Annotated in this window: 26 protein-coding genes and 1 other annotated feature; of the genes, 7 read left to right on the forward strand and 19 right to left on the reverse strand. The window is 39.2% G+C overall.

Translation table 11 applies throughout. From position 1 onward, the window contains the following. Positions 1–77 precede the first annotated feature (77 nt). Complete coding sequence (locus ACFOJ8_RS06505; protein WP_380654238.1) at positions 78–611, reverse strand: GrpB family protein; 534 nt, start codon at positions 609–611, stop codon at positions 78–80. Positions 612–684: 73 nt separating this feature from the next. On the opposite strand from ACFOJ8_RS06505, the gene ACFOJ8_RS06510 reads away from it, so the two are divergent. Next, positions 685–1,122 (forward strand): hypothetical protein, encoded by a 438-nt coding sequence (locus ACFOJ8_RS06510; protein WP_380654241.1) that lies wholly within the window; start codon positions 685–687, stop codon positions 1,120–1,122. A 36-nt stretch (positions 1,123–1,158) separates the two neighbouring features. Here ACFOJ8_RS06510 and ACFOJ8_RS06515 read toward each other — a convergent pair whose 3' ends face one another. The 3 genes from ACFOJ8_RS06515 to ACFOJ8_RS06525 form a co-directional block, all read right to left on the reverse strand. Then, positions 1,159–1,593 carry a hypothetical protein gene (locus tag ACFOJ8_RS06515; protein ID WP_380654243.1) on the reverse strand — a complete coding sequence of 145 codons (435 nt, stop codon included), beginning with the start codon at positions 1,591–1,593 and terminating at the stop codon, positions 1,159–1,161. 591 nt (positions 1,594–2,184) lie between these two features. Beyond that, positions 2,185–2,832, reverse strand: coding sequence for an HAD hydrolase-like protein (locus ACFOJ8_RS06520; RefSeq protein ID WP_380654246.1), 648 nt, complete (start codon positions 2,830–2,832; stop codon positions 2,185–2,187). A 33-nt stretch (positions 2,833–2,865) separates the two neighbouring features. Continuing rightward, positions 2,866–3,315 carry a GNAT family N-acetyltransferase gene (locus ACFOJ8_RS06525; protein ID WP_380654249.1) on the reverse strand — a complete coding sequence of 150 codons (450 nt, stop codon included), beginning with the start codon at positions 3,313–3,315 and terminating at the stop codon, positions 2,866–2,868. 88 nt (positions 3,316–3,403) lie between these two features. Here ACFOJ8_RS06525 and ACFOJ8_RS06530 point away from each other — a divergent pair, with 88 nt between their 5' ends. From ACFOJ8_RS06530 to ACFOJ8_RS06540, 3 genes are all read left to right on the forward strand, one after another. Next, entirely contained in the window at positions 3,404–3,586 is a 183-nt protein-coding gene (locus tag ACFOJ8_RS06530) for a hypothetical protein (RefSeq protein WP_380654251.1), read from the forward strand. A 360-nt stretch (positions 3,587–3,946) separates the two neighbouring features. Beyond that, positions 3,947–5,134, forward strand: coding sequence for a cation:proton antiporter (locus tag ACFOJ8_RS06535; RefSeq protein WP_380654253.1), 1,188 nt, complete (start codon positions 3,947–3,949; stop codon positions 5,132–5,134). Positions 5,135–5,243: 109 nt separating this feature from the next. Then, entirely contained in the window at positions 5,244–6,017 is a 774-nt protein-coding gene (locus ACFOJ8_RS06540) for an alpha/beta hydrolase family protein (RefSeq protein WP_380659903.1), read from the forward strand. A 24-nt stretch (positions 6,018–6,041) separates the two neighbouring features. Here the strand turns inward: ACFOJ8_RS06540 and ACFOJ8_RS06545 are convergent, their stop codons facing one another. Next, on the reverse strand, positions 6,042–6,536 hold the full coding sequence (locus ACFOJ8_RS06545) for a GNAT family N-acetyltransferase (protein WP_380654259.1): 495 nt from the start codon (positions 6,534–6,536) through the stop codon (positions 6,042–6,044). 119 nt (positions 6,537–6,655) lie between these two features. Here ACFOJ8_RS06545 and ACFOJ8_RS06550 point away from each other — a divergent pair, with 119 nt between their 5' ends. Both ACFOJ8_RS06550 and ACFOJ8_RS06555 read left to right on the forward strand, forming a co-directional pair. Then, positions 6,656–7,492 carry an alpha/beta fold hydrolase gene (locus ACFOJ8_RS06550; protein WP_380654262.1) on the forward strand — a complete coding sequence of 279 codons (837 nt, stop codon included), beginning with the start codon at positions 6,656–6,658 and terminating at the stop codon, positions 7,490–7,492. A 13-nt stretch (positions 7,493–7,505) separates the two neighbouring features. Continuing rightward, a complete protein-coding gene (locus ACFOJ8_RS06555) occupies positions 7,506–7,949 on the forward strand; it encodes a GNAT family N-acetyltransferase (RefSeq protein WP_380654265.1) in 444 nt (147 codons plus the stop codon). Positions 7,950–8,024: 75 nt separating this feature from the next. On the opposite strand, the gene ACFOJ8_RS06560 is transcribed toward ACFOJ8_RS06555, so the two are convergent. From ACFOJ8_RS06560 to ACFOJ8_RS06570, 3 genes are all read right to left on the reverse strand, one after another. Beyond that, positions 8,025–8,474 carry an ASCH domain-containing protein gene (locus tag ACFOJ8_RS06560; RefSeq protein WP_380654267.1) on the reverse strand — a complete coding sequence of 150 codons (450 nt, stop codon included), beginning with the start codon at positions 8,472–8,474 and terminating at the stop codon, positions 8,025–8,027. 65 nt (positions 8,475–8,539) lie between these two features. Further along, positions 8,540–9,553 (reverse strand): S66 family peptidase, encoded by a 1,014-nt coding sequence (locus ACFOJ8_RS06565; protein ID WP_380654269.1) that lies wholly within the window; start codon positions 9,551–9,553, stop codon positions 8,540–8,542. Between the two features lie 56 nt (positions 9,554–9,609). Next, a complete protein-coding gene (locus tag ACFOJ8_RS06570; protein WP_380654271.1) occupies positions 9,610–10,569 on the reverse strand; it encodes a magnesium transporter CorA family protein in 960 nt (319 codons plus the stop codon). 180 nt (positions 10,570–10,749) lie between these two features. On the opposite strand from ACFOJ8_RS06570, the gene ACFOJ8_RS06575 reads away from it, so the two are divergent. Continuing rightward, positions 10,750–11,637 carry a helix-turn-helix transcriptional regulator gene (locus ACFOJ8_RS06575; RefSeq protein WP_380654274.1) on the forward strand — a complete coding sequence of 296 codons (888 nt, stop codon included), beginning with the start codon at positions 10,750–10,752 and terminating at the stop codon, positions 11,635–11,637. 91 nt (positions 11,638–11,728) lie between these two features. Here the strand turns inward: ACFOJ8_RS06575 and ACFOJ8_RS06580 are convergent, their stop codons facing one another. The 11 genes from ACFOJ8_RS06580 to tenA all read right to left on the reverse strand — a co-directional run bounded on the left by ACFOJ8_RS06580 (position 11,729) and on the right by tenA (position 25,346). Beyond that, on the reverse strand, positions 11,729–14,239 hold the full coding sequence (locus ACFOJ8_RS06580; RefSeq protein WP_380654277.1) for a heavy metal translocating P-type ATPase: 2,511 nt from the start codon (positions 14,237–14,239) through the stop codon (positions 11,729–11,731). Further along, positions 14,239–14,571, reverse strand: coding sequence for an ArsR/SmtB family transcription factor (locus ACFOJ8_RS06585; protein WP_380654280.1), 333 nt, complete (start codon positions 14,569–14,571; stop codon positions 14,239–14,241). Before ACFOJ8_RS06585 ends, ACFOJ8_RS06580 begins: the two co-directional genes overlap by 1 nt. A 101-nt stretch (positions 14,572–14,672) precedes the next feature. Continuing rightward, a complete protein-coding gene (locus tag ACFOJ8_RS06590; protein WP_380654283.1) occupies positions 14,673–15,881 on the reverse strand; it encodes an MFS transporter in 1,209 nt (402 codons plus the stop codon). Positions 15,882–15,941: 60 nt separating this feature from the next. After that, positions 15,942–16,210 (reverse strand) — a binding site (T-box leader). Positions 16,211–16,668: 458 nt separating this feature from the next. After that, positions 16,669–18,144 carry a sulfatase gene (locus tag ACFOJ8_RS06595; protein ID WP_380654286.1) on the reverse strand — a complete coding sequence of 492 codons (1,476 nt, stop codon included), beginning with the start codon at positions 18,142–18,144 and terminating at the stop codon, positions 16,669–16,671. A gap of 69 nt (positions 18,145–18,213) precedes the next feature. Beyond that, the gene (locus ACFOJ8_RS06600; RefSeq protein ID WP_380654289.1) at positions 18,214–19,584 is read right to left on the reverse strand and encodes a glycoside-pentoside-hexuronide (GPH):cation symporter; all 1,371 of its coding nucleotides are present in this window, start codon (positions 19,582–19,584) and stop codon (positions 18,214–18,216) included. Positions 19,585–19,832: 248 nt separating this feature from the next. Continuing rightward, positions 19,833–20,696, reverse strand: a complete 864-nt coding sequence (locus ACFOJ8_RS06605) for a sulfite exporter TauE/SafE family protein (protein WP_380654292.1) — start codon at positions 20,694–20,696, stop codon at positions 19,833–19,835. Between the two features lie 442 nt (positions 20,697–21,138). Beyond that, positions 21,139–21,969, reverse strand: coding sequence for a DUF2268 domain-containing putative Zn-dependent protease (locus tag ACFOJ8_RS06610; protein ID WP_380654294.1), 831 nt, complete (start codon positions 21,967–21,969; stop codon positions 21,139–21,141). A 497-nt stretch (positions 21,970–22,466) separates the two neighbouring features. Continuing rightward, the gene (gene thiE / locus ACFOJ8_RS06615; RefSeq protein WP_380659904.1) at positions 22,467–23,090 is read right to left on the reverse strand and encodes a thiamine phosphate synthase; all 624 of its coding nucleotides are present in this window, start codon (positions 23,088–23,090) and stop codon (positions 22,467–22,469) included. Further along, on the reverse strand, positions 23,087–23,872 hold the full coding sequence (gene thiM / locus ACFOJ8_RS06620; RefSeq protein WP_380654299.1) for a hydroxyethylthiazole kinase: 786 nt from the start codon (positions 23,870–23,872) through the stop codon (positions 23,087–23,089). Before thiM ends, thiE begins: the two co-directional genes overlap by 4 nt. A 3-nt stretch (positions 23,873–23,875) precedes the next feature. Next, positions 23,876–24,670 carry a bifunctional hydroxymethylpyrimidine kinase/phosphomethylpyrimidine kinase gene (thiD, locus tag ACFOJ8_RS06625; protein ID WP_380654301.1) on the reverse strand — a complete coding sequence of 265 codons (795 nt, stop codon included), beginning with the start codon at positions 24,668–24,670 and terminating at the stop codon, positions 23,876–23,878. Further along, positions 24,663–25,346, reverse strand: coding sequence for a thiaminase II (gene tenA, locus ACFOJ8_RS06630; protein WP_380654303.1), 684 nt, complete (start codon positions 25,344–25,346; stop codon positions 24,663–24,665). Before tenA ends, thiD begins: the two co-directional genes overlap by 8 nt. Positions 25,347–25,357 lie beyond the last annotated feature (11 nt).

The following is a 25,357-nucleotide window of genomic DNA, read 5'->3' on the forward strand; positions in this document are numbered from 1 at the left end:
TCGGATCGTCTACTCTTTTTAAAGGATTATGCAGGGTTATTGCGCTAGATACCTAATCATTATTCGAATCTTACGAGTCAATCAGATGATGCATTTTCTAATACTTTTTTGATGAAGACTCCCTTTCTTTTGGTATACGTGGATCGATCATCCCAATACTGTTCTTGTAGATGGTTTTTTAGAAAGATGTATTCATCACGCAGAACAACATTACTGTTCAATATATCCCTAAACTTTATCATTTCCTCCCATTTTAATGATGGATAGTTTGCAAGGTGAATGAAACATGTATGTATAGAAAAATCATTATCTTTAAAGCTTGCCATGACAATAGAGTCTTCTCTTGAAACTTGGAGGCGATAATATCCAATATTCTGCATTTGCTTATAGAAATCCTTGTCTAAACTCTTATAGTCCTCCACACCAACTAAAATATCAATGATAGGCTTAGCACGGCAACCACGTATAGAAGTACTTCCAACGTGTTCGATTTGAGAATCTCTAAGAATTGTTGCTTCAACAATTTTATTTTTGATTGCAACGTATTCTCTAGCCCAATTTCTATCATAATCAACTAAAAATACTTTCCCACGCTCAATGCCCAAACTCATAAAATACCTCCCACACAATTTATAAATTATTCATAATTTGTTAATATTATACTAAAGAAATGGAGGCATATAAATGATGTGGCAATTTCTGTTTAGACCCTGGCTAATATTCATTGTAACTTGGGCTATCGTATGCGACTTTCTTTACCACATACCTGTAATGATCTGGTATGTGCAGTTTGGTCCCATCATACTAACTATAGTAGTGGGATTGATAGCCGCTTTAATGGATGTAAGGTCTAAAAATATTAAAATAGGAGAGTATGACAAGACAGACGAGGAGAAGGAAGAGGATGACGACACATCTGATCTTAAAATTGTGTTGTTCATTCCTGTGTATTTGATTGCTTTAGTAGTAAGTCTAAAAGCCATTTATGGCACGCCAAATAGTAGGGTTTGGGATTATACCAATTTCGACTTTTGGATGTTCATCATCTTAATATCCGCTCCGAATATTTTCAAATACTGGCCTCATGGAAAAGAAAATAAAAAAGGCGGTATGAGGACTTAATAAGATAGCTCATACCCCTTTTTATTTATGAATGTATTACTCATCATCAATCCTTGTCATTCTGACTGTAGAACCGGTTGCACCGTTTCTTATCATGTTCAAAGCCAACTCGCTTTCTTGAGCTATTGAGTCAAATTCAAATTCTGATAGTACACCCTCTAACTCTCTGGCTTCTTCGTCTTGAGCTTCGAGTTCGGTAATGGTAAATTCCATATTTCCATCCGCTTCACTTAAACTCATATCCAATACATTTTCTCCGAGCGAATACTTTCCTGTTGGTTGGTCTCCGACTTGAACTTCGATGTTCCCGTTTTCAAATGCGACAGGAAATGTAAGGCTACTGTCCTGCATTTCTTCAAATTCGAGATCTACCTTAATGTTGTAGACACGTTCTGAGAGTACGTCTCCATTCGAGCATCCCGGTGCTAAAAGCAATAAAAGTCCAATTAAAATAAAACTAGTTTTCTTCATCAGATCTCCCCCTTCCTAAATCAATGCACGTCGAACTATTGAGTACACAACCGTCATCAAATAAAAAGATTACAGAAAACATAAACTAAAAATGAGAGGTACAGAGTGAATAGGAATATCAACTTTGAAAAGCGATAGAGTGTCAACTGTCCGGCACTTCTTCCCACACCCGGTTTCCTCTTTTCCACTCAGCTGATAATGGCTTAATCAACTTTTACCCTCGTCAGTTTATAAATAACATATATATATAAATAATCCATTTTTTGTATTAAAACAACTAAGAATCTGATAGATAAAATGTGAAGTTGTTAGAACTTTGAATTATTTAAGTCGTGTTTTATAATTCACCTAAGTATTCCAAAAAAATAGAGGGAGCAAAAATCATACTTCAGATTATTTGTTTCCAGTTGGCAGTTAATGAAAAAACATCGGAATCACCATAAATAGATGTTCCGATGTATTCAATGTTTTTATATATTTAAGTAGAACTTATATTTCGATTCACTCGAGTAACAACTTGCATTCAATAATTACTATATATGCCGATTAATACTGTTGGTTCAGCTAACATTCAGGGTGCTGCATAGAAAGTCAATTGATTATTTGCTTAATTGTTCTGAAGGAATCTACGGTATAATCTGCTTCTTTTAGTTCCTCATCATTAGAAAAGTAAAATCGACATCCGATGATTTCGATATTATTATCCTTTCCTGCTTTAAAATCGGATGCTCTGTCTCCCACCATGTAGTGGGCTTTTACCGATTCTTCTTCGATCACTTTTTTTACAAGATCAGATTTATCGGAAGTGTTAATTAAATTAATGCTGTAGACACCATCAACTAATCCTTCTAGATTATGGTGTTCGCATATCGCATCCAGATATGCTTTTTCGCCATTACTGATAATATAAATATTATAGCGTTGCTCTTTTATATGGCTCAGCACTTCTTCTACTCCTTGATACAACTCCCCTTTTCCATCATTGATGTTTGTAATCAAATGCTCTTGAAGTAAACCATTTGCTGATTTGATATCTTCTTCACTCCGCGTAACCAATAGCTGATTCCAGACTTCCGTCATCGGCACCCCCATTATTTTCTTGTATTTATTCATCGGCTGTTCAACATAGCGGATATTCAGTGTATCCAGTTTATTCAATGTCTGATTTAATGCGTCTCCTAGTATAAGCTCTGTTTTGTACAATGTGCCATCCATATCGAAAAACACTGCTTTGTTCATTTCAATTGCTCCTGTTAGTCTAAATTTTATGTACTAATTCAATTTGAAGTGCATTACGTATTCATTATTTTCGTTATCAAACGAATGATTAACGAATCCCAAGGATTCAAGCATGTGTCCCATAATGTCATTACCTTTTACGTAATCTGCAATGAAAGTGTCGTATTTGCCTTCTTTTTTCGCCATCTCTAATGCCATCTCGACTGTGGCCCTGCCATAGCCTAAATGCTGATACTTCTTATCTATCATCATGCGCCAAATCATGAATTCATGTGCGTCTTCATCTAGGTCTATAAGGATGAACCCTACAACTTTCTCACCATCCTGAATGGCATATGGAAAAACATCATTATCATTTCTATAAAGATAGCACTCTGCAATGGAGCGTACATTCGGTGCAACAAACTTGCGTTGATCTTCTTTAAGTTCGAGTGCTACCACTTCATAAAAATTATTCTCGTCTATTTCTACGAAACCAACCATTATTTCCTCCTTAATTTTCCATCATGTTATGTTAATCTTAACTCAAACCGTTGAATAATTGAAAATATATACTGAAGGGATGGAAACCATGACTATTAACTTAGTTGCTTTTCTGATGCTTATAACGACATGTGTACTTTTGTTTGCGCTATCAATAGAATTCATCTCTTATTTTCTAAAAGCGAAACCATTTCCCGAAAAACTGCTGATTTCAACTCTGACAAGCATGGTTTTACTCGTAGTCGTTTTAGTGTCTATCGCGTATTCCTAAATGGTTTGCCAAATAAGCATTAAAATTACATGAATGAACTGAACACAGTTTCTTCATCAGTAGAATGTGATTCGTTAAATGCTGATAAATCTAATTTAGCAATACACCAGTCAGTATTAGCGAGTACACTTAAAGCGAAACGATCTTACAGTGTGAGTAAGGGAAAGATCAACTGTGCTAATTTAAAGCAGCACAACTTGAATTAATATTTCGCAAAACCCTCTTATTAGACAATTAGCACTCGTTTGATTTAAAACTATCAGTGTACTGAGCTTTTCAGTGAAAATAAAATTTAGTTTCGAAGTTTAGTATTTTTAGCGAAGGGAAGACATCACTATCACTCACACAGGAGGGATTGAGATGGCTATTTCACAAATTATATTACTGCTTTTTATCGGCTACATAGTCTTTACCATCGATAAAAAGCAAGACAACTTCCCTGTACCGGTTATATTGGTCGGGATTGGTATCGTTCTTTCATTCATCCCCTACTTTTCCAACGTAGAAGTGACAGAACATACGATTTACCACGTCTTCTTGCCAGCATTACTGTTTACATCGGCCTACCAGTTTTCGGCAGGAGACTTTAAAAAGAATGCTGGGATCATTACGTTCTTGGCCACCATTGGCATAATATTGACTGTCGGATTGTTAGGATCGCTTATATACCTTGTCAGTGGACCGTTTGTCTCCATTTCATTTCTTGGTGCGTTGGTCATCGCTGCCATTCTGACTCCGACTGATCCTGTTTCCGTTGTTTCAATCATCAAGAAAGCTGCGGGGGACGAAACCATTGCCGATGTAGTTGAAGGAGAATCACTGCTGAATGATGGGACGAGTATCGTCATATTCAGCACACTTTCCGGTATGCTTGTACAAAGCCAGTCTGCAGGCATTGCGACTTTCTTCGGTGAGTTTTTACTTGTTTCTCTTGGGGGTACGCTACTCGGTGTCGCTTTCGGCTGGCTGATGAGCAAGGCTGTTTACATTTCACACCACCAGGAATACCACGTTATGTTGAGTATCATTTTGGCATATGGCATTTTCAACATTGCAGAAGCAATCGGCGTATCTGGTGTACTAGCGACTGTATCTGCTGGTATTATGCTTTCATTCGAATTTGCGCGTTCTAAAAAAGAAGAAGCATTCAAAAAGAATCTTGATGGTTTCTGGACGATTGTAGAACCATCGATACTTTCTTTGCTTTTTCTGGTCATCGGAATAGAAGCCAAAGAGTTTCTCTTATTTGATGGCTGGGTGTTTGCTCTCATTATCTTTGTTCTATCGGTCGTTGTACGCTTTGTTATTGTGATGGGAAGTACTCAAGCCTTTTCCAAGTGGCGAAACCGGATCAGCTGGCGGGAATCGACTGTCATTACGTGGGCCGGACTCAAAGGCTCGATGTCTGTCTTCCTGATACTGAGTCTTTATTCGATGAACTCAGGAGAACAAGACCTCATTGTCTCGCTTTCTTTTGCTGCTGTAGTAGCATCATTAGTCATTCAAAGTTTAGGCGTTGCACCGTTATCTAAAAAACTAATCAAGTAAATTAGACCCCCCTTTTATAACTCATGTATGATATGTGGGTCATTGAGGGGGGTCTACTTGCCTCAACTGGTACAATAAATGAATACAAACTCTTAAGGAAGTGCTTACTTTGAGCGATTCACACAAAATACAATACGGAAACCATCCGTCGCAATACGGTGTCCTAAGGGCGCCATCTCACCAAAGAAATTCTCCAGTAATTGTGTCAATACATGGTGGTTTCTGGCGTCAAAAGTACGACCTGGACGAAAATACCCCTTTAACTATAGATTTGACAGAACGCGGATACGCGACTTGGAACATAGAATACCGACGTACAGACGAAATTGAGACATGGAAAGATACGTGTGAAGACGTCATTGATGCGATTAATCACCTCGATACACTCCAAGATGAGTACTCACTTGATTTATCCAGAGTAATATTAATTGGTCACTCAGCTGGCGGTCATCTTGCACTTTGGGCTGCTTCTTGTATTGATATGAGCAATGCAGAATACAAAAAAAGACTCATTACACCTATTAAAGGGGTCGTTAGCCTGGCTGGCGTCGCTGACCTCGGTAAAATGTGGACTATACACACTAAGAACAATACTGACAGTCCTGTTTCCACATTCGTCGGCGGAACGCCAAAAGAGGTTCCTGATGATTACCATTCTGCTTCACCGATCGAGCAACTCCCACTAAACGTCAAGCAAGTCCTGATCCACGGTAAGCTTGATCAGCACGTTCCTGTTGATGTCAGTATTGGATATCATGATAAAGCATCATCAGTGGATGAAGACATTGAATTAATCATCTTGCCGGAAGCTGAGCATTTTAAAATAGTTAATCCGGATACTGACGAATGGCAGACAGTAGTCGAAGCGATTCAGAAACTATAGAAAATTGAAGGCAAGTTTCGTTGTCTACAATCGTTTGTAGAGATAATATTCATCGACCGGCTGTCCATCAATCATCAGTGAATCAATTTTTTCTCCTTCTATACTAAACCCCATCTTTTTGTAAAGATTAAGTGCAGGGATATTAGTTTTAATAACCGTTAATTCCAACCTTGAAATACTTTGCCTTTGAGCCCAACCGAATATTTCCTGAAAAAGTTCTGAAGCGACACCCTGCCCGCGATATGCTTCGTCTACACCCAGAACGAGATAAGCAGAATGTGCTTTACGCTTTAATTTTCCTTTAAATGCTGCCATTTGGGCGACAAGTTTCCCTTGATCTTCTGCTACTAGAAACTTGACCGATTCATCTCGTTCAAATTTCTTAATGGCCGCCTGTTGAGCTTCGATTGTAGTCTGTCTCTCTCCAGGCCCATAAAGCATGAATCCGGAAGCATCAAGCTTTTTATTCAGTTCAATAAAACACGCAGCATCCTCTACGCTGAGGTCTCTTATATACATCGACGTGTCTCCCTCCTTTTATATGTTTTCAACTGTATGCAATTATTTGTTATAGTAGTACTATACTAAATATAACTGAATTTTTTGACACTAGAAATAATTTTAAAGGAGGGATACAGGTGTTCGAACCACAATTGATTGAAACATCGAGAGGGAACTTAGAAGTGTTCAAACGCGGATACGGCCCACCGCTGGCATTCACCCACCTTTATAGTGAGTTCAATGAAAATGGTAATACGATGTCTCGAGCATTAGCGGAATATTACACTGTCTATGTCATCAATCTAAGAGGAGCTGGCAGGAGTGATGGTCCGACAAAGCACTATACATACAGTATGGATGATGCGGTTCATGATATAGAAGCAGTACGGGAAGCACTCGGTTATACGAGTTGGACGTTCTCCGGACACTCGACTGGTGGTTTCCTAGCCTTGAAATATGCTGTCATGTATCCTGATAAGCTCGATAAGGTTATTGCGGGTGGACTTTGTGCATCGTATGAATATATGAAGCATCCGGCTAGCATCTATTGCGTGGATAATCCAAACAATTCCAGAATGAAAGAGATATTTTCAGAGCTGCGTAAATCTGAGACGCCAAGAGAGCGACGCATTGAATTATCGAAAGAATGGCTTATGATGTCGCTATATAGAAAAAATGCTTATTACGAACTGCTTGAGCGTAAGGAAAGTGGCAGAACGCTTATGGATAAAATCGATTTCTTTACTGATGAATTGAGTGACTATGATGTACGCAAAGAATTAAGAAATACACCAGTAAAGGGGTTTATCTATTCAGGTAGGCACGATGCACAATGCCCCCACGTCTTTAGTCGAGAAGCCGCTGACTTGATGCCGAACAGCTCATTGACTACTTTTGAATACAGCAACCACAATCCTGATATAGAAGAAGAGGAAAAGTTTAATCGTTTTATTAAAACAACAATAGCCCCATGATCGGAGGTTGAGAATGAACGATCTTCATATAGCAGAGTTGGATACTGAAGAGGAGATTAGGCTTGCTTTCCCTGTGATGCACCAACTGAGAACACATTTAAACGAACCAGACTACGTAGAACTAATCAAAGAAGCAAAAGATACGGACAACTATGTGATGTACGCACTTTTTAACAATAATCGAATTGCGGCAGTTGTCGGTTTCAAACCGATGATCACGCTCTACTACGGAAGGTTTGTATGGGTATGCGATTTAGTGACGGATGTAGACTTAAGATCAAAAGGTTATGGCGAGAAGCTTTTACGTTTTGTTCACGAATGGGCCAAGCAGAATGGTTATACCAGTGTGGCACTCTCTTCTGGGTTATCAAGGGAAGCGGCGCACAGCTTTTACGAGGATAGAATGCATTACGAAAAAGTGAGCTATGTATTTAAAATAAATTATAAGACGAATTGAACTGCCCTCAATGTTGAATGTGTTTAACTTTTGGGGGCAGTTCGATATTTCATCATCAATTTTAAATGGCGTACTTTACTCTTCTTTCACATGAATTACTTCAAAGCGTTCACATACCAGCAACATATCCCGGGAGAACTCTTGATTTATGCTTTTCAGCTCTTTTGTAAAGAAAGCCTCATGCGCATCCCACCAGTATTGGTAAGTTCTGTCCCCTTCTCCTTCTGCAATCGCAAACGTTTCACTCACCTCATTCATGGGCGTAACAGTAACTTCTACCGTCTTAATGATTGAAGTTGGTTTGTCATTACTGTTGAGTACGATGCTGTATTCTCCTTCCGACGGTAATGGTTCTTTCTCCACTTCGTAGAAGATGTGTCCTGAACAAGTGGCGGTTTTTATGCCGTCCACGACAAGTTGAGCTAAGTAATCTGGATCCGCCCCAAACTGCCAAGCAGTCACCGATTGCGGTTGTATCTGTCCTTGCCAGTATGCGTCCCAGTAGGCTTGTGCGTCTTTATTCATTGATTGCTCCTTCGTTTTTTGAAGTTATATATTTAAAATACTCTGAGTCAGTCGATTTCATGTAGTTACTTGAATGTCTGAACGATCTTGCCTTTGCCTTTTTTCACTTCGATATTGGCATAAGCACCATTGATAAGAATGACTTGGGGTGGAAGGTGTCCGCAATCTATATCGTATATGATCGGTACCTTATGCTCTTCCGATAATGCAGCGTAAACATCCTCGACCTTATGATTCTCAACGGGCATATTTGCCGGGCTTCTTCCAAACAGTATGGCCGACACATTATCGAACCAACCAGCAAGTTTAATCTGTACTAGGCAGCGTCTAAGGTCGGTTGTCGACATTTCACAATTCTCAAAGTACCAGATAACCGGTTCATCAGGTATGTATGATTCTCTGAACTTAGCGACGTCTCCATAAGGTGTGCCAATCAAATGATGGATGACATCAATGCAACCGCCGAGGAGGCGCCCCGCCACTTCTGTATTTCCGTTCGGCACTGTCTTCCACTCTGTCTTTTCACTCAAATTAAAAATATGCGGTGTCGGATTTTCGAAATCCCATACCTTTTGATACATATCAGATGAATACTGAGTAACAGTCTCCTTTTCCCCGGTCGATAAGACCGCTTCCCACATCGCCGTAGTTACATCCGTTCTTTCACCACGTAGATCTATCAGATTGGTTCCGTGTGCCGTAGCAATTCCCGTATTGAGCGTGACTGCTAAAAGCAACATGCTGACATCAGAGTAGCCAAGTATCCATTTGGCTGGCATCTGCTCGAAATCAATATATTCTAGGATTTCTATCAGTAGTTCCCCACCCCATGGTGGAATAATCAGATCCACCGACTCATCCCGGATCATTGCATTCAGTTCTTCTGCACGTTTTTGAGCCGGCGCAGATACGGCTTTGTCCTGGGTCCATGCGGTGTCACCGATTACAGATTTGTACCCTCTCTCACCCATTCTATCTTTGGCACCGACCAACAGCTTATGTAGTTCTTTAGGAACACCGGAAGAAGGCGCTGTAACTCCGATTGATGCATGCTCTTTTAAAATAGGATATCGAATCAAACAATCACTTCCTTTTCTAGAATAGAATCCCTCTTACAGAAATTTAATTAGGAGATTTAGTAAGTTGAATTACTTTTTTTCTTTTTTGATTTCTTCGCGCTATTCAGCAAGTCGCCCATCCACCCTTTATTGAGCAAAAAGAGATAGATTGCGATGGTATTTACAGTAATAAGTAGTCCAGCAAATAGATAACCGTACTTGTAGTCTAGCTCGGGCATATGAGTGAAATTCATTCCCCAGAGTGCGCTCCAGGCCATAAGCGGTGTGAAAAGCACCGTAACAATCGTCAAGGTCTTCATAATTTCATTTCCTCTGACATCTGCTTTGACACTTTCAAGCTCCGCCATATTTCCTATTTCAATGCTGTATTCACTGACCAGTGTATATGCGCGATCAATACGTTGCTGCATTTTATAGAAAATGGTTCCATTTTTCGTCTCTTCGCCAAATGCCTCAGGGACGCCAAGTTCGATTTCTTTCAGCGGAAGGATGAGGCCTTTCAGAACAATCAACTGATGTCGACAGTTCATAATCTGCTCTAGCACTGCTTCATTGTTTTTCTTTTCAAGCCGCCAAAGCAGATCATTGATCCTCTTTTCGAATACATCGATTTTCTGAAGGTAGTTGTTGAGAATGATATTGATGATGACCATGAACCCTTCAATGGGTGTATGTGTATGATTCATCTTGGTCATTGTATTACTTGTATTTATACTATGAAATACTTCAAATTTCAGGTAGTCCGTCAAAAGAAAATTACGTGTTAGACAGAAATGAAAAATTTTCTCTGAGTCCGAATCAGACAAGTTATGATCATATATGAGAGAGCCCCACAGAACTTCCTTGCCCTTATAGGTCGTATCCATCTGCAGGTTATTTACATCCATTTGATTTGCCTGTTCAAGCCAAACTTTATCTACTGAATAGTCGACAAGCTGCTTTTCCATAGCTGTCCGATCACCGAAATCCATTTCAATCCACTGCCAACTGCCATCGTTAAGATTATGTCTTCTCAATAAAATCCCACCTTTTCATAAGATCGGCCCATTTAAATGGTTAATCGGTCAATCAACCATTTCTTTTATTATTCTCTTAATCAATATGTTTATAAATATACTATAGTCGCAGTCAGCAATCTATATCAAAAAAACGTGCATGTCTATTGGTATGATTGAAATATGAAGGAGGATCGTTTGATGAATAGAAACAAAACCGTTCAAGAGTGCATCAGCTACATGGAAGCAAACCTTAATGAAAGACTTACACTAGAATCACTCTCCGCATACTGTGGATATTCCAAATACCACTTTCTAAGACTCTTTAAATCTGAAGTTGGAATAACACCTTCCACCTATTTAAGAAACAGAAGGATTGCAGTGGCTTCAGTACTCCTGCTAGAAACCGAAATGGATATTTTAAATATTGCTTTATACTTTCAATTCCAATCTCAAGAATCATTCACAAGAGCATTTAAGGAAATTTATGAACTGCCACCCGCAAAATACAGAAAAATGATGACGAGTATTATTTCACACAAGGAGGATGTATCAATGGAGAATAAAAATGCGATCAACGGCTGGGTATTAAGCGGTTCACACCCGAACAGTTTCGAGATGGGGCTTGATTACAATACTTATCATCAGGGACACGCATCCGGCTATTTAAAATCCATGTCTATAGAAGGCGGAAGTGAATTCGCTACAATGATGCAGACGTTTAAAGCCGACAATTATAAAAGCGAAAGATTAAAGCTTTCATGTTATATAAAAACAGAAGAAGTACTGGAACGCTGTGCTCTATGGATGAGAGTCGATGATGGTTTCGGAGATGTTCTACAATTCGACAATATGAATGACCGGCCAATTCATGCTACAACTGACTGGAACCATTATTCAATAGTTCTTGATGTACCCGATAGCAGTGTTTCTATCTCTTTTGGTATTTTACTTATCGGTCAAGGTAAAGTCTGGGTTGATGACTTTGAATTCGTAACAGTAGATGACAAAACACCAACGACTAATATGGATATGTCGGCAGATTTGTCTAATGAGCCAGTCAATCTGCGTTTTGAACTTGAGGAATGAAGTTATGAAAAAGTAGCTCCGTGATCAACACAACAAGTATGTCTATGCAATATTGAAGGGGTATGACTAACACAGCCATACCCCTTCAATATTACTCTTTTACATTTAACAGACGAAGTGCATTCAAAATGACGATAACTGCCGCCCCTGTATCGCTTAATACTGCCATCCATAGTGTCAGCCAACCGGGAAAAATGAAGATTAGCGCAATTGCTTTGATGATAAGAGAGAACCAGATGTTCTGCTTGACGATACTCAGTGCTTTTCTGCTCAACTTCATCGTATGTGGCAGCTTCTCGAGATTGTCAGCCATCAAAACGATATCTGCAGTCTCCATTGCTGTATCTGTTCCTGCACCACCCATGGCAACACCAATATCAGACAAGGCTAATGCAGGTGCATCGTTAATACCGTCTCCAACCATTGCTACCTTGTGCCCTTCTGCCTGCAGTTGTCTGACCGCATTTACCTTATCTTCCGGAAGCAGTTGTGCAAAATAGCGATTGACGTTAGCTTCTGAAGCTATACGCTTTGCAGTTCCTTCATTATCACCAGTGAGCATCACTACCTGATCGACACCCGCACGTTTTAATCCACTCAGTGCATTTGCGGTTGTCTCACGGATTGTATCTGATACAGCAATCACACCAAGGACTTCGTTTTTTGTACCAACAATGATGACTGTTTTTCCTTGATTTTCTATGTCGGCTATATCTTTTTCGTAAGCATCCAGTGGAACACCTGCTTCATTAAACAGCTTTCTGCTGCCGGCATAGTATATACGGTTTTCGATTGTCGCTTCTACACCTTTGCCGACGATATTGTTAAAACGTTCGCCTTGCTTTACCGGAATACCTCGACCTTTTGCATAATCGACAATGGTTCTGCCAATTGGGTGCGTAGAATAGTCTTCTAGCGTATAGGCGATGGAAATCAATTCTTCTTCAGAGGTCGAGAATGCATTGACACCAGTCACTTTAGGTTTGCCTTCTGTCAATGTACCAGTCTTATCAAAAGCAACGACCTTGATATGCGCCGCCTTTTCAAGAAATGTACCGCCTTTAATCAGAACACCGTTCTTCGCAGCATTACCAATTGCCGAAACAATGGCGACAGGTGTGGAGATTACAAGCGCGCACGGACAAGCAACAACCAGCAGTGCCAGTCCTTTATATACCCATTCACTCCAAGTACCCATCCCAATAAGCGGTGGGAAGACGATGACAGCTAGGGCCGATGCGAAGACAATCGGTGTATAGATGCTTGCAAACTTATCAATAAACGCTTGAGTCGGTGCACGTTGTTCCTGAGCCTCCTCCACCATGTGGACGATTCTTGAGATGGTCGTATCCTCAACGAGTTTAGTCACTTTTACTTCAATAGAGCCGTGCGCATTGATCGTACCCGCGTAAACCGTATCGCCTACAATCTTATCTACAGGCATGGATTCTCCGGTGATTGGTGCCTGGTTGATACTGGTCTCACCTTTCATTACCTCACCATCAAGCGGTACCCTATCGCCTGGTTTGATGATTATCGTTTCACCGACAAGAATTTCACTGACTGATTTCTGGATAAGCTTTTCTTCAATCTTCACCCACGCTTCAGAGGGCGCGAGCTCCATGAGATTGCTGATCGATTTTCTCGTCCGTTCAAGCGATTGGTTCTGCAGTGCAATCCCAAGTGCGAAGAGCCATACAACAGTGGCCCCCTCAAACCATTCACCAATGATCACTGCACCGATCACCGCTGCCGACATGAGTACATTCATATCCAGTGAACGGCTCTTTAGAGCATAGTACGCACTCCTGACTGGTTTAAATCCGATCACTACAATCGCAATAGCATAAAGGATGTTGCTCAATATCTCCGGCACACCAACGTAAGCGCCAATAAATCCTGTCGCAATTAGAGCACCTGTAATAAGGATGTTCTGGTACTCACTCCGTGGTTTTCTGCTACTGCCTGAATTACTACCTCCGACGAGCGAAGCATGATAGCCGAGTTTTGATACTTCCGAAGTGATATCCTCAACAGCATTTTCATGTTCTACTTTCATCTTGCCTGTAGAAAAACTCACTTCAGCACGTCTAACATGTGTAAGTCTGTTTAGATGATTCTCTATGCTCTTAGCACAGCTGCTGCAGTCCATACCTTCAACTATATAAGTTCTCGTAGTTTCACTCTGTTGCGGCATTTCAATATCAAAACCGAGCTTCCTAACCGTACGCTCCACATCGTCAAAAGCATATTGATCCGTACCGACAACTTGCAGTTTGGCAGTACTGTAATTAATCTTAGCTTCGACAATATTGTTTAGAGCGTTTACGCCTTTTTCGATAGTCATCGCACAAGAGGGACAATCCATTCCTTGTATACGATATACTTTCTGTTCACCCTTCGTGGCTGTTATTTCACTGTCGGATATAGAACTACTGCAACAGCCTTCAAGATCATCATCTAGGTCACCTGTACCATCGTCGCCACAACAAGAGCTTGTGTCGTTCACCTGGTCTGTCATCTTTCCAACTTCCGTAACGCAGCATGTCCCACTATGTGTTGCCACTTTTTCTTTTGATCGACTGCAACATGTATCAGACATCAGACATCACACCCATCTATATGATTTTCACACAATGCTACATTTTCCCCAACATCTTCAAGCACCGTATCGAACATAGACAGCAAATCTCGCATGTGTTGGTTCCGTAGCGCGTAATATATGTACTTGCCTTGTTGTCTGCCGATGATGATGCCACAGTCCCTGAGACATGAAAGGTGCTGTGAGATGCTCGATTGGCTAGCTCCGATATCGGTCACAATTTCAGATACCGTTTTTTCATTCATTTTTATAGACTCAAGTATCTGCAGTCGTGTCCTATTCGAGAAGCCATGTATCAACTTCACTTTAGTATCCATATCCACTGTCAGCATATCGGTCCTCCTCATATTAGTTATACTTAATACGTCACATACATATTAGCAACTTCTAATGTGAGTGTCAAAAGGACAGTCTCTCTTCTTCAACAATATATTCAACTGCCCTCTTTCAAGTAATCTGATCTGAGCATCGCAAGAATGTTTACAATGATACCTAAAAATAGAAAAGAGAAGGTACCAATGATATATACAAGGCGAATATCAAACTGATCTGCAGCCATCCCTAAGGTGACTGTAAATACGATGATCATGAGCGCTTCCACCATACCGAACATACTCAAGAATCTACCCATAATACTTGTCGAAACACTATTCTGATAGAAAGTTAAGAACCCGGTATTGGCAAAAGATAATGCAAACGTAAGTATAAAAAAGCCGATGGCAGCCCAAATAAAATTTTGGGAATAGCCGAATATCATATAACCGATAGGTGTAGTAAAAGCACCGAAGCTTATCATTAAACGGGTACTAATACGATTGCCTAGAGCAGCAATGGTCAATGACCCCGATATAACGCCAATTCCTGCCACACTTACAAGAAAACCGTATTGACTCTCCGATAGTAAAAGAACTGTAGTTGCGAATGCTGCTTCCAAAGAATCTAAGGCTGTCATAAATACAATCATCATATTAAAAAAGAAGTACATTAATCCGGTGTATAAATTCGCTCTGACAAAAGTAACCACTGCCGCCCAGTCCTTGACCACTTGCGTAAAACCAATCTTCTCAGTATCTTCCTCCACACTGTTTATACTTGGTAAACAGAGTAAAAACAGCGTAGAAATCACTAGAACAACGGCGTTAATCTTTATGGCTGTCTCAGGAGAGCCGATAATAAATAGGAAGCCGGCAATTGATGGCCCCAATATGAACCCACTCGAATTTATAAAATTTCTCAGCGCATTGAATCTAATACGATCTTCTTTGGGTATCAGTTCTGTCATATAAACCATCGAAGTTGGTTCAAATATAGAGACTGCGATATTGATGACAAAAACAAGTACGTATATGAAAATGATAGAGTCCATATGAGGAAGGAAAAACACCAGCGACGCTCTAATCAGATTAAGAAAAATCATTATCGTTCTTTTATTCAACCGATCAATAAAGCTGCCAGACCAGAAGTTAGTACACAGTGCTGCGATGGGCATCATTATATAAAGCAGTGAGATAGCGAGGACCGAGCCAGTCATATCTAAAACCATTAAATTAAGTGCAATTAGATAGATCCAAGCACCCAGATTCGAAACACCGACACTCAGCAACAACAGAAAAGCATGTTTAAATCTTAAATAAGATGACATTTAAAAGCCCCCTGAATTGGATTTGATTAAAACAAAAAGTCCCACCCCCAAGTATTGATACTTGAGGGCGGGACTCCCAGAATTCAGAAGATCGCGGTGCCACCTCATTTTGTCCATACATCACCATATGAACCTCTCGAGTACGTCTGTAAATATAGAATATACTCCATCTCTGTATCGGGAGAACCCGGTATACCATCAATCACCGAAACGACATCCAATATACAGTTCCAGGACTTGTTTCCAAATAACTGAACATCCTCCCTCTCAGCTAACGGAGTTTTCTGTTATGCATCATTATTTGTACTTTTTCCCTTCATCACTTTAGGTATTAGCAATATACTACTACAATCTAGTGGAATAAGAAAGAGAATTTCTTATTCAATATTTTATTATTTGAAATATTGAATTTTTAAACTGATTAACATTGTTAATTATGAATCGAGTACCCAATGCTTACCCATTAAAAATTTCCCTTGCTCTCTAGCAATTAATAGCTGAATACTGCTCAATAAATTAATAAGAAGCTACCGTCCCTTATATGTTTAAGAGAAAACAGCTAAAGTAATTTCAGAGTATCTATTAGATTTAAGCTTCAATCAATTTTCTAGTATATATTAAACAAATCCCTAAAACCGAGTTCTCGGCTAATTATAAAAACCGCCCCTCTAACATACATTTTATTTCATCTGTATGTTAGAGGGGCAGCTTTGCTATACCATAACAAGCTTTTTGTTTCTAAGGTTTTTGAATACTCTATTCTTATCGATAATTATTAACCATTTTTTTAAGTGTGGGTCAAACCCAGTCGAATAAACTGTTCTGTTGGTGCGTCGAACTGTTTCATGTTACTTACCAAGCGTTGGTTATAGTGTTCAATCAGCGATTCATCTGTAATTGGTTCTTGCTGATAGTAATCTTCTTCTATATTAAAGAGAAGAGATTTCTGTACATGCATTGCTAGTTTGAAAGGCACTCCTTTTTCACTAACTGGAATTTTAAACACCGGATAGTTAGTATGATTGAGGAAACGACCAGTTTCTATTTGCTCAGGAGCGTTAGTACCATGGAAGGTCCGGAAAGAAGTTGGCATTGCTGTATATACGTTACATGGATAATTATCTTCACTAGCTGAAGATTTCAAGTAAGTATATTTGCCGTCCGTAATGTTTACAGTCATACCGAAAACTCCATATATTGCCTCGCTACGAATCACTTCTTTTTTCTCTTGAATAAGTTCTAACAAACTTTCACCTTGGACCACAGAAGGTGGTTGTAAACCGAAGTAATCCATAATTGTCGGCATTATATCTATATTTTGTGTTAGTGCAGAAACACGCTTTTCTCCTTCTGCCAGTCCTGGTACATGTATCATCAGTGGCAAGTGGGAGACTTCATTAAACGCATGCATAAAGTTCTTCCCGGCATAATCATGTTCACCAAGTAGGAAACCATGATCTGTTGTAAATATAACCATCGTGTCTTCCCATAGATTCTGTCTGTCCATTTCATCTAGAAGCTTTCCTAACCAATGATCTATCATTGTCAAAGTACCAGCATATCTTTTCTTCAGATGATTCATTTCTTCCGGCTGCTCCGTTACTTCTCCATATTTAGGCCAATCAAACCTTGGACCATCGTAATTATCATCATACATATCTAAATAATGGTCGGGGCAATCAAAAGGTTCATGAGGGTCGAATGCCTCTACCATAAGAAAGTAATCATCTGCATCTTCGTTATTTTTCAGCCATTCGCAAGCTGCTTGCATCGTGCGCGGCCCGGGGTAGTCTTCTTCGTTTTTAAATTGACTTCTATTCTTTTCGTATTGTTCTTGTACTCGTCCTAAATATTTTTCGGGTAACTCAGGAGTGTTCACCCTTGATACCCAAGGGTCTCCTTCTTGTCCTCGATGTAGATCCCATGAACCAAATGACTGACAATAATTTTCTCCACCTGTAGAAAAATAATGGTAGTGGTCTGTTACTATATGGGAGAATATACTGTTCCTTTTCAATTCTTGAGTGAGAGTGATATCAAAAGGCTCTATTCCGCCCCATCCTCGCTGTAAGAAGTCCAGTCTACCTGTCATCAAGTCTCTTCGTGCCGGCATACATGGAAGTGAACCTGCCCAATGGTTATCAAAAATAACTGATTTCTCAGCTAACCTCGAAATGTTAGGTGTTTTTAATGATGATTCTTGATTATACATACTCAAATTTTGACGAGTAAGCGTATCAAGTAGTATAACAATTGATTTCATAATTTTGACGCCTCGCTCTCTTATTAAAAATTGTATAGAAAGGTTTTTTAGGAAGTAAAGATAAATATTTTATAGAGCGTTTGTCCCTGTAGCTCCGCTATCCTTATTTTTTCTCTCTGCCAGATCCTTAATAATTTGTGGATGGATCTTATCTAACTTATAGAAATTTAACAGAAGCAAAACGAGTGCCATGGCTACAACCGGGAACCATATAAAACTAACTTCTATCGCCAGCATAGCAGAACTTGATTGTACTGCGGCACTCGGGTCGTAACTGCCGAGTGCTAACAACCATGCCCCAGCAGCACCGCCTATACCCATTCCGAATTTACTGGCGAAAGTTGATCCTGAATACAATAGACCAGTTGCACGTACCCCGGATTTCCACTCACCGTAATCAATTGTATCGGCAACAAGTGAGAATAGAAGACTCGGAACTAGTCCCATGCCTAGGCCACTGATACCTGTTCCAATCAACAATAGTGGAATGGACATTATCGTTGAGCTTAAATAAACGACAAGTGAGCCAATGATTGCGATAACTATCCCCAATTGCATTGTTTTTTTACCACCAATTCGCTTGGTAATAATAGGTATGAATAAGAGAGATATAATAGTTAAAAAGTTCAAAGCCATGATAACCGGCACAAGATCTTCTCTATTAAAAGCATATTTGACATAATACACTGTTGCTTGATTTCGAATAATAAAGATAAAGAAAAAAGATACTTTGGCAATGAATATAATCAGCCATGGCAAATTGAAGGCTCTAAACCCTTCACGCACAGTAACATCTTCTTTACTATCGTAGTAATTTCTTTCTCTGGTATTTTTAAAGGCAATAAAGAATAATATACACCCTATTACACCGAAGACAGCCATAGTAAGCATAAATCCTCTTTCATCATCTCCGCCACCTAAATAAGCTACTAGAGGCAATGTGAAAACTGAGACAATAAATCCACCACCCTGAGCAAATATCATTCGTATCGATGTCACTTCATGTCGTTCTGCAGGGTTGTTCGACATACTCGGAAGCATAGCAGAAACGGGTAGATTAATAAACGTGTAAACCAAAGTAAGCAGAATGTATGTAACGTAAGCAAAAACGATCTTTCCTGATTCGCTTAAGTCTGGACTTGAAAAAGCAAGCACCCCAACAAAAGCAAAAGGAACCGCGAGCCATAAGAAATAAGGTCTACATTTCCCCCACCTTGTTTTCGTCTTATCAATCGTATATCCAGCTATTAGGTCTGTAAATCCGTCTAGAAATCTTACGAGCAGGAATAAAGTGCCCACAATACCTGCACTAATTCCAAAAACGTCAGTGTAGAAATAAAGTAAATAAGTAGAAACCATAACAAAAATCAAATTAGATGCAAATGCTGCTGAACCGTAACTCAATCGTTCTTTTAATGAAACCTGGTCTATTTTAAACATGTTAAATAGAGCCTCCCCTTAATTTGTCTTTTCTTCTAAAGGTGTCTGTAAATTGTTATCCCTTATAACGAAGATCGTTTTTTAGCAGTCTTATAAAAATAGATACTTATTTTAGAAAGCGCTTACTAAAACGAATAAACATATTATATTTTCTAGACCTTTTATTTTTTTGCTTTTAATTAGTCTTTTTAGCAATTTATTAATATTAAATCCATTTTTCAGTAATTTTGAATAATCTAAAAATAAAACTAACTTAAATTGGCCACCTTATTTTCCTTTTGTCTAAAAATTTTAAAGATGAACAAAACTAAAACCATAGCAATGTAAAATAATAGAACAACTAATCCGACTAGACTTAAGTTTATTAATTTGAATAATACACTTATGAACGTTACTACATAGAGCCCACCCAATAAATGTTGAATTTGGGTATTAGAATAGACTTTTGTAAGTCTCGGACCAATTTGAGTTCCGATCAACGCGCCAATTATTAAATATAATGCAAGTATGTAATCTATTGGTGTACTTGAAGCATAGGAGATGAAGCCAATAGCAACGATAAAAGTAATACTTACTAGAGAGGTTCCTACCGCCAATTTAGGTGGGATTTTGGCTAAAGTAATTAGTAGCGGAACCATAATGAAACCTCCACCCACTCCCAAAGTTGATGAAGCAACACCACCTATTATACCTAACATTAAAAATATCCATCTTGGCGTGTTATTATTTAAATCGCCCTGATCTTTATTTTTACTAGTGAACATCGAAATACTAAAATATGCGAGCAAAACTAAGTAGATAATAGGTATCGCAAGTTCATCTATTCCTCTATTTTGAAGCCATATTACAATTGGGCGCGCTATTTGAGTCCCAGCAACTCCACCTATCGATAAAAATAAAACTGCTTTCCAGTATATATTTTTAAATTTAAAATGAACCCAAGCTCCGGATAAAGAAGTACTTATGGTGTAAAGTAAGCTAATTGTGATAGCTACAACTGGAGAAAAGCCCATCAACATTAAAACAGGAGTAAGTATGAATCCTCCACCAATCCCAAAAAAACCCGACATGATGCCAATTACAATCCCTAAAGGTATTGCCCATAAAATCATATTGTTGCTCCCCTTTTTAAATACTTCTATTTTTAGAAGTAGGTTTTAACAATATGATTATATAAATATAATTTATTCATATTTTTGCTTTTAATTAACTATAATAGTATTTTCTTAATATATTATGTATTCACTTGAATTTTTATTTGAAAGATGTTAAATATTAAACATTTTTACGGATTGATCAATATTTTATTTATATACATAAACTCACCTCTTATGGAAGTGAGTTTCCTAGTCTCAACTAATTTCAGTAAATATTTATACTATGGCGAATGCAGTATTTTAGAATCAAACTTTTAGTATTGATTAACTACATCCAATCGTAATAAGAGGCCGCGTTACTATCTAAATCAAAACATAACGCTTAATTGAATCGATTATTCACGTAGATGATTAAGCTTAACGGCCAAAAAATAAAACTTAAATTTTAAATCTATCTTCAATTTTTAGAAAAATAGTACATTATAGTACGTGTATCCATGTAAGTCAGCTCGGGTAAGGACTTCTTTTTATCCATTAAAGTCTTTATGATAGTCATACCGTAAAAATAACCGGCTCTATCAAATTCTCCCCCATTTTTCATGAAGTATTTTGACATAAGTTTAGGTGAGAGTTCTTTATCGAAGTCCCGGATAATACTTCTCTCAATATTATTATAATTGTTTTTCAACTTTTCATATTCAATATTTTTCATAAAAAGCGCCTTTGCGAGGGCTTCTTCAGATAATATTTCGTTTTTCATCGCAAGAGGAGCTAACGTTGCAAGACCTTCCGCAACTACCAATTGGCCTACTGTCAGTTTAGTGGCAGTCATAAATTCACTACTATCACAGAATCTAACCATATGATTGAATTCGTGTTGAATCAGTAATTCTATATCTCTATCTTGAAGCCGCTCTAATCCGAGATAAATAAAAGGCGTTTTAGATGGTAGCGCCGTGCCATCTATATGACCAATTCCGACAAGAACATAGAGGTTAAATATTTTTTTAAATTCGTAATAATTGCTACATGCTTTAAGAGTTTCTTCTAACCTTAACAATTCACTGTTGTGTATGCCAAAATCTGCTTGCACAGTAATCTTGCTAAAGTTAGTGTGCTCCACAATTTCAAGCATCGAATCGACAGGTTTCATGTATAAGTATTTGAATATAGTATCAAAGACATCTTTGTAGATTAAATAGTACTCAAACCATTGCTCTTTTTTCGTATCGCTCTTCATCTGACCAATAGTTTTAAGGTAAGATTCATATCCATATTTTATATTCAATACGTCACCCTCTATCTATATTTTGAAAAATTTAACATATATAAGTTAGTATATAATTGAAACAAATGTAGCTCAACATTTCATGGATGAAAATAATGAGGCTTGTTAGAAAATCTAAAGTTGCAGTTTTATCCATCAATATTGTAATAGATCGCATAAAATTAATATCCGCGTTTCCCCTCTTTTGTTCTACATTGTTTATCCTCATAGTTTATATGCAACTTTAATATTTTTTACGATATACATCAGCTACTTAAAGCGTTTATCAAATTTAAAGAAGTCTAATGTAGCCCTGGTTTCTTTAAAATCATCATTTAGTTTTTATTGTCTTCATACTCATTTTAGTTTGGTGAAGCAAGAAATTGGAGGAATTTTCTTGTTAAATTGTAATACTCTTGATATATAAAAAGTCCTTCAAATGGAGCGTAATTACTCCATTTAAAGGACTGTGTTTGTTCAGCAGTAATTGAATATCCGTCACTAATTTGTATTGCTTTTTAACTCAAGAAACTGACTACTGTTCGGCCCACATCTTTGGCTTCGGCGATAGCCGATATGAGAGAGACGCCATCTGCACCGTTCTCGAGACACAAACTGAAGTTTTCAGAATTGATGCCACCGATGGCCACCATTGGCAGTTCACCGATCCTGCTTCTCATTTCTTTAAGTCCTTCGACACCGATGGTACTGCCTGCATCGTCTTTAGAATTCGTCGGAAACACCGGCCCAGTACCGATATAATCGACATTCGAGACATCACTCTGTTCAAGTTCAATCTGATCTCTGACAGATAGCCCAATGATTTTATCATCGAAATACGATGACAACGATGCGATCTGCTGGTCATCCTGACCAAGATGAATGCCATCGGCGCCAACCGTCTCCGCAAGTACCGTATCATCATTCACGATGAAAGGCACATTATATTTTCTGCAGAGTGATCCAATTTCTGTCGCAAAATCAATGAGTGCTTCACCCTTTAGTGCATCTGCTCCCTTTTCTCTCAGCTGGAACATGGTCACTCCATGCATAAGTGTGGATTCAATGACTGACAGTGGATCGCCCTCCACATTATTGCTGCCACAGATGAAATAGAGCCTCAGAGTCTCCCGCTTCATCATAGACCTTTGACATTCCTGTCCAAAAGGAGCGCATCCTCACTGAGATAGAGTTCGTCGATCAGATGACTTATGAAGTTTCCCGGTGCTGGACGGTTCATCTGGGCAGCAGCACATTCTGCGCATAGGTTGTAGTAACTGACCGCATCGACTACTGCTTCGGCACTGAAATCATCTTCAATGCCAATAAAAGCAGCCGTCAGTGCACCAAGCAAACATCCTGATCCTGTAATCTTTCCTTGCAGACTATGGCCATTGAACATAGTGATTACACCATCCTCTGTTGCAAGGGCATCAACTTTGCCGGTAACAAGAGCAGGAACGTTGAACCTATTATATACCGCTTTGGCAATCTCCGCTGTATCTGTCTGCTCTGTGGAGTCAACACCTTTAAGACTGCTTTTTGCACCGGATAGTGCAAGCATCTCACCACCGTTGCCTTTAATAAGCGAAACCTCGTGACGGCTAAGCAAATCTTCCGTAGTATTGACTCGGAAACTGGAAGCACCGTATCCGACCGGATCGAATATGATCGGTTTGCCTTTTTCGTTGGCTGCTGACATTATACCATGCATCAATGCCACCTTCGCATGATCTGCTGTACCGATGTTGACGACCAGTGCAGAAGCCACATTCATCAGGTCTTCCGCTTCTGATATTTCTCCACTCATGATGGGAGATGCGCCTATAGCCAGCATACCATTGGCAGTGAAGTTTTTGACGACATCATTGGTGATGCAGACAACCAATGGACTTTCTGTCCTTAATTTCTCTATACGCTTCATATGCTATTCTCCTTTATAGCTGAAATGATTTACGGGACCGTTGCCCTTACCAATTCCAGGATTATGTTCGATTGCCGAACTGATATATTTCTTTGCAACACTGAAACTCTCTTCGAGTGACTTTCCTTTGGCAAGTTCTGCTGTAATTGCTGCAGAGAACGTGCAACCTGTACCGTGCGTATTCGATGTTTCAATACGCGGTGTACTTAGCTCCATCGTAGCATCTCTCGTGAATAGATAATCCACAGCATCTCCCTCAAGGTGACCGCCTTTAATGATGACGCTCTGAACACCAAGCTCTTTTAAGAAAATATTGGCGACGCTTCTTACATCTTCAGTACTTTCTATTTTTTTATCCGCTATCTTCTCTGCTTCATGGATGTTCGGGGTCACGCTTATGGCAGTGGGAATAAGTGTGTCCCTTAGAAAATTAATTGCCGCTTCCTCTATCAGTGCATCGCCACTCGTCGCAATCATGACGGGATCGATAACATAGGGGATATCATGATTCTTTACAGTTTGTGCAACGATTTCCATCATATCTACTGTTGCGATCATGCCACTTTTCATCGCGTGTGGCAATTCATCGGAGAAAATACTATGCAGTTGCTTTTCAAGAAATTCGGCAGGAACATTAAAGACATCCTGGACCCCCATAGTATTCTGCGCAGTCAGCGATGTTACAGCCGCCATGCCATATACCCCGCGTGCGTGAAATGTCTTACTGTCAGCTAAAATGCCTGCACCGCCTGTTGGATCATTGCCGGCTATGGTCAATGCAATTGGAAACTTAGGCATGTGTACCCACTCCAGTCCACTCTTCTTTTGTCGCTGCCATATTAAAGAAACGTCTCTCATGTTCTGTGCTTTCTATATAATTCTTTTTGAGTACGTCGATCTCCTTCTCGGTCATGGATCTAGCGGCATCATCCATAATATCGAACATGACATTTATCGTGTCATCCATATCATTGACGTAGAACTCAAACCACTTCCTATAAGGATGATCCGTTTCGAATGTATGTCGCGCAAGGGCCATATCGGCGATTCTCCGATATACATATGGACAAGGCGCCATTGCACTGATTGCGTACGCAATATGCTCTCTAGTAAAAGCATTGAAATACATATGTTTTATATAATGGTCTGCGGAAGGATACCATTCCCCATCCTTTATTATATCGGCATACGATCTGTTTATCGCATGTGCCAGGACTTCATGCGCCTCGCTTTCACCGTCCATTAAAAAAGCCATTTGCCCCATCAGAAATCTGACTGTCTCTTTAGACTCTGTTTTCGATATCAGCAACGCATAAAGTTTTGCGAACTCATCTAAGTATAATGAATCTGCACGCAGATAATGTGCAACTGCGGCATCATCAATGTCTCCTCTGATCAGTCCCTGTATGAACGCATCACTATAGATGGCCTCAATCATCGGTTCGGTTTCTTTCTTTAAAATCTCACTCAGCATATTAATCTCTC

The sequence above is a fragment of the Salinicoccus sesuvii genome (genome assembly GCF_042648145.1).
GTDB classification, from domain to species: domain Bacteria; phylum Bacillota; class Bacilli; order Staphylococcales; family Salinicoccaceae; genus Salinicoccus; species Salinicoccus sesuvii.